Raw genomic sequence first — 9,151 nt, forward strand, 5'->3', positions numbered from 1 at the left:
GGAAACCGTGCGGGGAATAATGACGACCGCATCACGTTAACTTGAGTGACATACACTCAGGTCTATACTTGAGCGTAAGACACTCAAGTTCCTTGGAGGGAAAATGCCAGCGTTCTTCGGACCCACCGGATCGGGAAGCGGCTCGTTTGATGACTTCCTGGCCCGCTACCTGCAGGGCCAGCGAGCCGCAGCCGCAGGCCGCCCCATCGACATCACCCGGCTGCTCAGCCGGCGCACGCACGAACTGCTCGGGCAGGCGGCGGCCTTCGCCGCCGAACACGGCCATGCCGAGGTCGACGCCCTGCACCTGCTGCGGGTCCTCGTGGCCCAGGACGGGCCGGCCGCCCAGTTGCGGGCCGGCGGCATCGACGTGGAGGCCATCGCCCGCAACGCGGAACAGCGTCTGCCGCAATCCTCCGACCGCCCCACCGGCGGGGCCCCGGCACTGACGGCTTCGACCCAACGGGCCCTGCTCGACGCCCGCCAGGTCGCCCGCGCCTTCGGCTCGACCTACATCGACCCCGAGCACCTCTTCGTCGCCTTCGTCGTCAACCAGGACTCCCCCGCCGGGCAGGTCCTCGCCGCCTCCGGGGTGACCCCCGAAACGTTGCAGAACATCGGGGCCGCCGCCCAGCAGGAAGCCTCCGGCCCCCAGGACGGCCCCGCGCAGACCGGGGCCCCGACCGATTCACCGACCCCGATGCTGGACACCTACGGCACGGATCTGACCGCACTGGCCCTCGAGGAGAAACTGGACCCCGTGATCGGCCGGCAGGAGGAGATCGAGCAGACCATCGAGATCCTGGCCCGTCGCATGAAGAACAACCCGGTGCTCATCGGCGAAGCCGGCGTCGGCAAGACCGCCGTCGTCGAGGGCCTGGCCCAGGCCATCACCGCCGATTCGATCCCCGCCCAGCTGCAGGGCAAACGCGTCATCTCCCTGGACCTGCCGGGCATGCTCGCCGGCACCCGCTACCGCGGGGACTTCGAGGAACGCCTGACCCAGACCATGGACGAAATCGCGGCCGGGGACGGCGAGTACATCGTCTTCATCGACGAGCTGCACAACGTGGTCGGCGCCGGCGGCTCCGGGGAAGGCGGCATGGACGCCGGGAACATCCTCAAGCCGCGGCTGGCCCGCGGGGAACTGCGGCTCATCGGCGCCACCACGTTGGCCGAGTACCGCAGCGTGGAGAAGGACCCGGCATTGGAGCGCCGCTTCCAGCCCGTCACGGTCGGCGAACCCTCCCAGGAGGATTCCGTGAAGATCCTCACCGGTCTGGCCGGCCGCTACGCCGAACACCACCAGGTGACCTATACCGAAGGTGCCCTGCGGGCCGCCGTCGACCTCTCCTCCCGCTATCTCACCGACCGTTTCCTGCCCGATAAGGCGATCGACCTGATCGACCAGGCCGGGGCGCGTCTGAGCCTGCGGCGCGGCCCGACCGTCGACGTCCAGGCGCTGCGCCGCGAGCTGGAGACCCTGCGCGAACGCAAGAACGACGCCATCGCGGCCGAACGCTTCGAGGACGCCGGATGGCTGCGCGATGAGATCGCCGCACTGGCCGAGCACCTCGACGAGCTGATTGCCGGGACGCAATCCGACGGCACCGACGACGACACCGACGGCACCAGCGTGGTGGACGAGGAGCAGATCGCCCAGATCATCGCCCGGGCCACCGGCATCCCCGCAGCCCGGTTGACCGAGGGCGATCGGGCCCGGCTGGCGAAGCTGGAGGAGGAACTGCATGAGCGCGTCATCGGGCAGGACGATGCGGTGGGCGTCATCGCCAAATCCGTACGGCGCAACCGCACGGGCATGGGCGATGCCTCCCGTCCCGTGGGCAGCTTCATGTTCCTGGGGCCCACCGGGGTCGGCAAGACCGAGTTGGCGAAGTCGCTGGCCCAGTCGCTGTTCGGCCGCGAGGAGGCGCTGCTGCGCTTCGATATGAGCGAATTCGGTGAACGGCATACCGTCTCGCGGTTGGTCGGGGCCCCTCCGGGCTACGTCGGCTACGGCGAGGCTGGACAGCTGACCGAACGGGTGCGCCGCAACCCGTATTCGGTGCTGCTGCTCGACGAGATCGAAAAGGCGCACCCCGACGTGTTCAACCTGTTGCTGCAGGTGCTCGACGACGGCCGGCTCACCGACGGGCAGGGCCGGACCGTGGACTTCCGCAACACGGTGGTCATCATGACCTCCAACCTGGGCTCCGCGTTCCTGGCCAGCAAGACCGGCGCCCTGGGCTTCAACGCCCAGTCCGGCGAGGGGGCCGGCGGTTTCGGCTCCGAGAAGGCGCTCCGCGATCGGGTCATGGGCCGGCTGCGCGAGACCATGCGTCCGGAATTCCTGAACCGCATCGACGAGATCGTGTTGTTCCGCAAGCTCGAGCAGGAGCAGCTGCGCCAGATCGTGTCCATCCAACTGCGTGACACCGAAGCCCGGCTCGAAGCCCAGGGAATCGGCCTGGACGTGGAGGATGCGGCCATCGGGTGGATTGCCGAGCACGGTTACGAGCCCGAATACGGGGCCCGTCCGCTGCGTCGGGTGATCCAGTGCGAGGTCGATGACCCGATCGCCGACCTGCTGGTCGCCGAAGCGGTCCGGGACGGTGGCAGGATCACCCTCCGGGTCGAGGAGGGCGCACTGCGCGTCGCGGCCTCCTCCACCCGCCCGGCGCTGGCCGCCTAGGTAGGTATCCCCGGGCTCCCGCCGGGACGACGAACGCCCCCGGACCATGGCTTCCATGGTCCGGGGGCGTTGTCGTGACAGGTCCTGTCCGGGGGCTCAGCCGGGGAACGGCGCGTTGGGGATGTAGGGATTCCCGTCCTCGTCCTCATCGCCGTAGGCCTCCATCGCCAGCTCGTCGGCGGTGTCTTCGTCACCGTGGACGGGAATGGACCCGGAGTCGATCTCGGTGGGGCCGTCGACGTCGCGGCGCCTCTCGTGCTCGGTGGCCTCCGGCTGGGGCAGCTGTGTCCCGTCCATGCCCATCCCGGCTTGCGAGACGGCGTCCTGGTGGTGGTGTTCGTGGGTACCCATCGTGTCCTCCTCGACATATCGGTCCGGGCCCGCGGTGCCACCTGCCCCCGTGACGACGTTTCGGGCTCTTCTTCCAGCCTACGACCGTGACGGTATTAGTCCAGTTCCTCCGGGTCCAGACCACCGCGGCCGATGCCGGCATAGACGCCCGGCCGGGCCGATCGCAACCAGTAGGCACCGAGGACGCCGAGGAGCCCCGGGACCACGATGATGGCCGGAAGCAGCCAGCTGAGCATCCCGGGTTCCTCCAACCCGATGAGCACATCGAAGTTCGCGACGATCATTCCGAACACCGCGGTCAGCGATACCCCGGCCAGCAGCGGTGCGACCATCGTCGTCCAGGCCCCGGGTCTGGTGGGCTGGCGGCGGAAGAAGCCGATGACGGCGAAGGACGTCAGGGCCATCAGCAGCACCAGACCGAACGCGCCGGTGTTGGTCAGCCAGGTGAACAGGGTCAGGACCGGGAACAGCTCCCCGTATTCGTGGCCGGTTCCGGCCACGGCGAAGACCACCAGGACGACCAGTGCGAGCACCGACTGTGCGATCGAACCGGCCAAGGGGGCCCGGGTCCGGGCGGACACCGCGGCCAGTTTCGCCGGCAGGACGTTTTCGCGTCCCAGCGAGAAGATGTAGCGGGCCACGACGTTGTGGAAGGCCACCAGGGCGGCCAGCAGGCTGGTGATGAACAGCAGGTTGGCCAGATCGACGAACCAGACGGCTGCGTGGTCGGCGAAGTACACGAACATCAGGTCCGGCCCGAATTCCTCCGACCGGCCGATCACCTGGCTCTCGCCTTCGGCAATGGTCATCGCCCAGGCGGAGAAGGCGTAGAAGGCGGCAATGACGACGACGGCGATATAGGTCGCCCGGCGGGCGGTGTTGCGCGGATCCTTGACCTCTTCGTTGTAGATGGCCCCTGATTCGAAGCCCATGAAGGCCGCGACGCTGAAGGCCAGGGCCGCCCCGACACCGGTGGTGAACAGCGATCCCGGTTCCAGCGAGGCGGTGCTGATTCCTTCCGGGGCGGTGCCGAAGGCGAACACGTCGTAGATGATGACCACGACGAATTCGAGCGCGACCAGCACGCCCAGCACCTTGGCCGAGAGGTCGACCTTGTTCACCCCCAGGATGCCCACGATGAGCCATCCGGCCAGCGAGCAGACCCACCAGGGGATTTCCAGCCCCATCGACCCTGCCAGGAACGAGGACAAGGCGAAGCCGAACAGGCCGTTGATGCCGATCTGCATGGCGTTGTAGGACAGCAGGGCCACCCAGGCGGATCCGACTCCCGCCGGCTTGCCCAGCCCGCGGGAGATATAGGCGTAGAACGCCCCGGCGTTGCGGACGTGTCGGCTCATCGCCAGATAGCCGACGGCAAAGATGACCAGGACCGCACCGAGCAGGATGAAGGACAGCGGGACCCCCAGCAGACCGGTGACCGCGAAGTTGCTGGTCACCCCGCCGGCGACGACGGTCAACGGGGCGGAGGCGGCGATGATCATGAAGACCAGGGCCGGGATCCCGAGTCGGCGTTGCCCCAACCCGGTTCCGGCGGACGGGTCCCGTCCGGCCTGTTGCTGGGTCTTGGTGGTGGTCATGGTTCCTCCTGGTGATGACAGCACGGCGTGATGGGACCGGCATTACAGACCACTGTGCCCCGGATCACAGCCGGTGGGCTTGGCTTTGCGCGACGCCCCCTTGTCCCCGGGCGCAGGCAGGACGCAACGGAGTAGCGTGATCAGCGTGAAGCCATCGAATACCCCCGTCATCCATGTCAGCGCCGTCGTCCTCAGGGATTCCTCCGGGGCGCTGCTGACCGTGCGCAAGGGAGGCACCAGCCGGTTCATGCTCCCCGGAGGCAAGCCCGAGGCGGGCGAGAGTCCCGCAATCACGGCATTGCGTGAATGTTCCGAGGAGCTGGGCGTGGAGCTGGACCCCGCGGACCTTCGTGAACTCGGGGTCTTCCGCTGCCGCGCCGCCAACGAGCCGGGCCACGAGGTCCAGGCGACCGTCTTCGAACATCCGGAACTGGTCGCGGCATACCCCGCCGCCGAGATCGCCGAATTGCGCTGGCTGGACCCCACGGCGGTCCCCCTGCCCGGGGACCTGGCCCCGCTGCTGGCCGAGCAGGTCATCCCCGCCCTGCAGGACCGGGGCCGGAGGCCCATCGGCCGGATCGCCTTATTCACCGGTTCCCGGACCGGCCACGGAGGCACCTACCTCGAGGCCACCTCCACGCTGGGCTCCCGGCTGGCCGAAACCGGTGTCGGCATCGTCTACGGCGGCGGGCAGGTGGGGCTCATGGGGGTCCTCGCCGACGCCGCCCTGGCCCGCGGCGGAACGGTCACCGGCATCACGACGGAAGCGCTTTTCGAGGGCGAGACGGCCCATGCGTCGTTGACGCGGTTGGAGGTCGTGGCCACCATGCATGAGCGCAAGCAACGCATGGCCGACCTCTGCGACGCCTTCGTCGCATTGCCCGGCGGGGCGGGAACGCTCGAGGAGTTCTTCGAAGCCTGGACCTGGCAGCATCTGGGCATCCATGCCAAGCCCGTGGCCCTGTACAACGTCGCGGGGTTCTGGGATCCACTCCTGGCCATGATCGAGACCATGGTCGAGCGCGGGTTCCTGGCTCCGCTGTACCGGGACACGTTGATCGTCAGCGACGATCCCGACGACCTGCTGGACCAGCTCGGCACCTGGCGACCCCCGACCCCCAAATGGTCCGAATAGCCGGTCCCGCCGCCCTCTGACCGGTCCGTGCTCCCGGGTCCGCGACCCTTCCCGCAGCCGAGCCCGGGCAGCAGGGGCTTGCCACAACGCGATGCCGACCGTATATTCTACAGACATAGAAAAAAGGTGTGACGTGCTCCACAGCACGGCATCATCGCTCGGCAGCGCCCGGGGCTCCGGCCCTGACGGGCCCACCCAGGGCCTCCGCGTTGCCGCTGCCCCACCCTGCCTCCAGAAAGCGGTCCCCATGTCTGCCAAGGTCTTGATTGTCGGAGCCGGTTTCGCCGGCCTGGTCGCTGCACGCGAACTGCAAACCGCGGGTGTGGAGGTGGAGATCTTCGAGGCCCGGGACCGGATCGGCGGCCGGGCCTGGACCGAGGAGCGCATGGGCCTCCCCCTGGAGATCGGCGCGACCTGGGTCCATTGGATGCAACCGTTCGTCTGGACCGAGATCATCCGCTACGGCCAGGAGATCTATCCCAGCCCGGACTACGATCGTGCCTACTGGTTGACCTGCGGAACGGTCCACGAGGGGACCGAGGCGGAGTTGGATGCCAAACTGCAGCGCCCCCAGGCACGGATCTTCGAGGGCTCGCAGGAGTTCTTCCCGTACCCGCATGAGCCCCTGCACGTGCTCAGCCCGGACTACGACGGCTCCCCCGAGGTGGCTGAACGCTTCCGCCAGGCCGATCGGGGCAGTGTCCTCGATACCCTGCGCGACGGGGACTTCAGCCAGGAGGAAATCGATCTGGCCGACGCCTACTGGTCCGCCGGCTACAACGGCCATACGGCCACCGCCTCTCCGCTCATGGCCAAGCACTGGGCCGCACTCAGCGATCACCGTCTGTCCCTGCTCGATGAGCAGACGCTGAAGTTCAAGCTCAAGAACGGCATGCGTGGGATCTACGAGCCTCTGGCCGCGGATTTGCGCTGCCCCATCCACCTGGAGACGGCTGTGGAGCAGATCGTCCATGACGGCGCCGGCGTCCGCCTGACGACCGCCGACGGTGCGGTGCACGCGGCGGACGCGGGCATCGTCACCGTGCCGTGGGGCGCACTGAAGAACCTCGACTTCTCCCCCGGGCTTTCGGCCGACCAGCAGCGGCTGGTGGGCCAAGGATCGAATTCCACCGGGTTCAAGATCTGGATCAAGGTCAAGGGCCACCACAACTTCCTGGCCACCGCCCCGTCGGGGAATCCGTTGGCGATGATGAAGAGCGAGTACTTCCTGGAGGACGGCACGACCGTCCTGGTGGGATTCGGGCCGGACCACACGCGGATCGACCTGCAGGATGCGGAGCAGGTGCAGGAGATCATCCGCCGGTGGCGGCCGGATCTGGAGGTGCTCGAAACCACCGGGCACGACTGGGTGGCCGATAAGTGGAGCGGGCAGACCTGGTCCACCATTGCCTCCGAGCAGTTCACCGACGGCTGGCACCACTTCCGCTCCACGGGCACCCGGCTGCACTTCGCCGGCGCGGATTGGGCCAAGGGCTGGAACGGTGTCGTGGTCGATGGCGCCATCGAGTCCGGGATCACCACGGCCCGGACCATCCTGCAGGAGCTGGAGGCCGGGCCCACCGGGCACGCCTGAGATACGGAGCGCGGCGTCGAGGTGTCGACGCCGCGCTCCGGCGACCGGCCGGCCCGTGGGAAACCCGGCGCCAGGGCTCCCGGGGGCCCTGCCGTCAGCTCCGCGCGCGCAGGGCGCTGGGGGCGGAACCATAGGCGGCGCGGAAGCACCGGCTGAAGTGGGCGGCGTCGGGCAACCCGTTGCGGGCCCCGATGACCCCGACGGGCAGATGCGCCAACAGCGGGTCCAACAGCTCCCGATGGGACCGATCCAGTCTGCGCGCCCTGATCCAGGCCGACACGGTGGTTCCCGTGGGCTCGAAGAGCTTATGCAGGGTGCGGGGCGAGATGTAGTGGGCGGCGGCGATCGAGCCGGGCGTCAACGCGGGATCGGCCAGATGGGCCTCGACGTGCTGCTTGATCCTGTTCAGCTGCAACACCTGCTCGGCATCGGCGGCCCGCGGCCCCACCTGCACCTCCGCCGCCAGCACGGTGCCCAGCAGATCCACGGCATTGCGGGCCAGCAGGTAGCCGAGCCCGTCCCCGACCTCGGGCACCAGGTCCCCGATGCGCGCGATGCAGGGGACCACGGCCCGGCCCACGGCGTCGGAGGACCCCAGCCGACGGGCGGTCAACATCGACATGTCGGCATCATCGAGCCCGATCAGCTGCTTGGGGAACATGAGCACCAGCGTGGAGAAGTCCTCATGGAAACTCAGCGTATAGGGGCGTTGGGTGTCGTAGATGGCCAGGTCACCGGGGGACAGAACGGCTTCGCGCCCATCCTGGATGAGGATCCCGTGACCGCTCATCTGCAGGCTCACCTTGTAGTAGCCGGGGTCCGCGGGGTTGATCAGCGCCGGGGTACGGCGCACACGGTGGGCCATGGCATCGACTTCGAAGACCGCCAGGTCCTGGAGCCCATGTCCGGAGACCTGCCCGGCAAAAGGCCCCGGGGCCACCGGATCGGCCTCGAGCGGAACGAAGGAAGCGGAGACGAGTTCACGCCATCTGGTGAAGGTCTCCGCCCGCTGGGCTGCCGGGTGGCTCATCGCGATGGTCATCGATCCCCTCCTCCTCTGGTGACAGCTGTCACACACCAGTCAAAATACGCCAGTTCCCCGCGGAAGTCACTATTTTCTCCGAGTGTCGAAAAACCTCAGGCGGACAGCAAGCCCAAATGAACGTCGAGTTGACGGGTCAACTGCTCCGGGCCGGCATGCCCCGGATCCAGGGTGGCCGCCACCTGGGCGCCCAGCAGGAAGGTCAACAGCCCTTCGGCGGCCGGGCCGACCTCGACCCCCGCACGCAATTCGCCGGACTCCCGGGCCTGGGCGAGCCATTGCAGGATCCACCCACGCCAGATGACCATCGAATCGTCATTGAGCGCCGCCTTCTCGCGGTCGTGGATCGCCACATGCCAGAACGGCACCACCGTCCGCGCCTCATCCAGGCGGGTCGCATCCAACGGCAGCACCTCCCGGCCGAAGGCCCGCAGCGCGTCGAGTCCCTCCAGCGAGGCCGCCGCCTCGGCAATCCGCTCGCTGGTCCGGTGGAAGACGTGCTCGAAGGTCGCCTGGAGCAGGGCATCCTTGGTGGGGAAATACGGTTTGAGCGCACCGTTGGAAAAGCCGGCCTCCTCGGCCACCTCACGCATGGTGGCGCGCTGCAGGCCGAGTCTGGCGATGATCCGCCAGGTTGCTTCCACCAGCTCGATCCGTCGTCGTTCGTGATCGACGATCTTGGGCATGTACCGGCACCTTTCTGCCATCCCTCCCGATCCGAGGGTCCTGCCACCAGCTT

The 9,151-nt window shown here is 68.1% G+C and carries 7 protein-coding genes; 3 read left to right on the forward strand and 4 right to left on the reverse strand.

The window, feature by feature from the left end; translation table 11 throughout:
- Positions 1–103 precede the first annotated feature (103 nt).
- Positions 104–2,692 carry an ATP-dependent Clp protease ATP-binding subunit gene (locus ACT3S6_RS05625; protein WP_444554132.1) on the forward strand — a complete coding sequence of 863 codons (2,589 nt, stop codon included), beginning with the start codon at positions 104–106 and terminating at the stop codon, positions 2,690–2,692.
- A 96-nt stretch (positions 2,693–2,788) separates the two neighbouring features.
- On the opposite strand, the gene ACT3S6_RS05630 is transcribed toward ACT3S6_RS05625, so the two are convergent.
- Complete coding sequence (locus ACT3S6_RS05630; protein WP_444554133.1) at positions 2,789–3,043, reverse strand: hypothetical protein; 255 nt, start codon at positions 3,041–3,043, stop codon at positions 2,789–2,791.
- Between the two features lie 95 nt (positions 3,044–3,138).
- A complete protein-coding gene (locus ACT3S6_RS05635) occupies positions 3,139–4,641 on the reverse strand; it encodes an APC family permease (RefSeq protein WP_443382048.1) in 1,503 nt (500 codons plus the stop codon).
- Positions 4,642–4,786: 145 nt separating this feature from the next.
- On the opposite strand from ACT3S6_RS05635, the gene ACT3S6_RS05640 reads away from it, so the two are divergent.
- Together ACT3S6_RS05640 and ACT3S6_RS05645 are read left to right on the forward strand one after the other, a co-directional pair.
- Positions 4,787–5,776, forward strand: coding sequence for a TIGR00730 family Rossman fold protein (locus ACT3S6_RS05640; protein ID WP_444554134.1), 990 nt, complete (start codon positions 4,787–4,789; stop codon positions 5,774–5,776).
- 247 nt (positions 5,777–6,023) lie between these two features.
- Positions 6,024–7,370: an NAD(P)/FAD-dependent oxidoreductase gene (locus ACT3S6_RS05645; RefSeq protein WP_443382044.1), complete on the forward strand. Its 1,347-nt coding sequence runs from the start codon at positions 6,024–6,026 to the stop codon at positions 7,368–7,370.
- Between the two features lie 94 nt (positions 7,371–7,464).
- Here ACT3S6_RS05645 and ACT3S6_RS05650 read toward each other — a convergent pair whose 3' ends face one another.
- Together ACT3S6_RS05650 and ACT3S6_RS05655 are read right to left on the reverse strand one after the other, a co-directional pair.
- The gene (locus tag ACT3S6_RS05650) at positions 7,465–8,412 is read right to left on the reverse strand and encodes an AraC-like ligand-binding domain-containing protein (RefSeq protein WP_443382042.1); all 948 of its coding nucleotides are present in this window, start codon (positions 8,410–8,412) and stop codon (positions 7,465–7,467) included.
- A gap of 95 nt (positions 8,413–8,507) precedes the next feature.
- On the reverse strand, positions 8,508–9,098 hold the full coding sequence (locus tag ACT3S6_RS05655) for a TetR/AcrR family transcriptional regulator (RefSeq protein WP_443382040.1): 591 nt from the start codon (positions 9,096–9,098) through the stop codon (positions 8,508–8,510).
- Positions 9,099–9,151 lie beyond the last annotated feature (53 nt).

The sequence above is a fragment of the Arthrobacter sp. AOP36-C1-22 genome (assembly GCF_052377515.1).
In the GTDB taxonomy this organism is placed as follows: domain Bacteria; phylum Actinomycetota; class Actinomycetes; order Actinomycetales; family Micrococcaceae; genus Arthrobacter_H.

Excerpts from the sequence above, each read along its gene's own strand:
- ACT3S6_RS05625 (WP_444554132.1), top strand. The coding sequence starts at position 104 with ATGCCAGCGTTCTTCGGACCCACCGGATCGGGAAGCGGCTCGTTTGAT.
- ACT3S6_RS05630 (WP_444554133.1), bottom strand. The coding sequence starts at position 3,043 with ATGGGTACCCACGAACACCACCACCAGGACGCCGTCTCGCAAGCCGGG.
- ACT3S6_RS05635 (WP_443382048.1), bottom strand. The coding sequence starts at position 4,641 with ATGACCACCACCAAGACCCAGCAACAGGCCGGACGGGACCCGTCCGCC.
- ACT3S6_RS05645 (WP_443382044.1), top strand. The coding sequence starts at position 6,024 with ATGTCTGCCAAGGTCTTGATTGTCGGAGCCGGTTTCGCCGGCCTGGTC.
- ACT3S6_RS05650 (WP_443382042.1), bottom strand. The coding sequence starts at position 8,412 with ATGACCATCGCGATGAGCCACCCGGCAGCCCAGCGGGCGGAGACCTTC.
- ACT3S6_RS05655 (WP_443382040.1), bottom strand. The coding sequence starts at position 9,098 with ATGCCCAAGATCGTCGATCACGAACGACGACGGATCGAGCTGGTGGAA.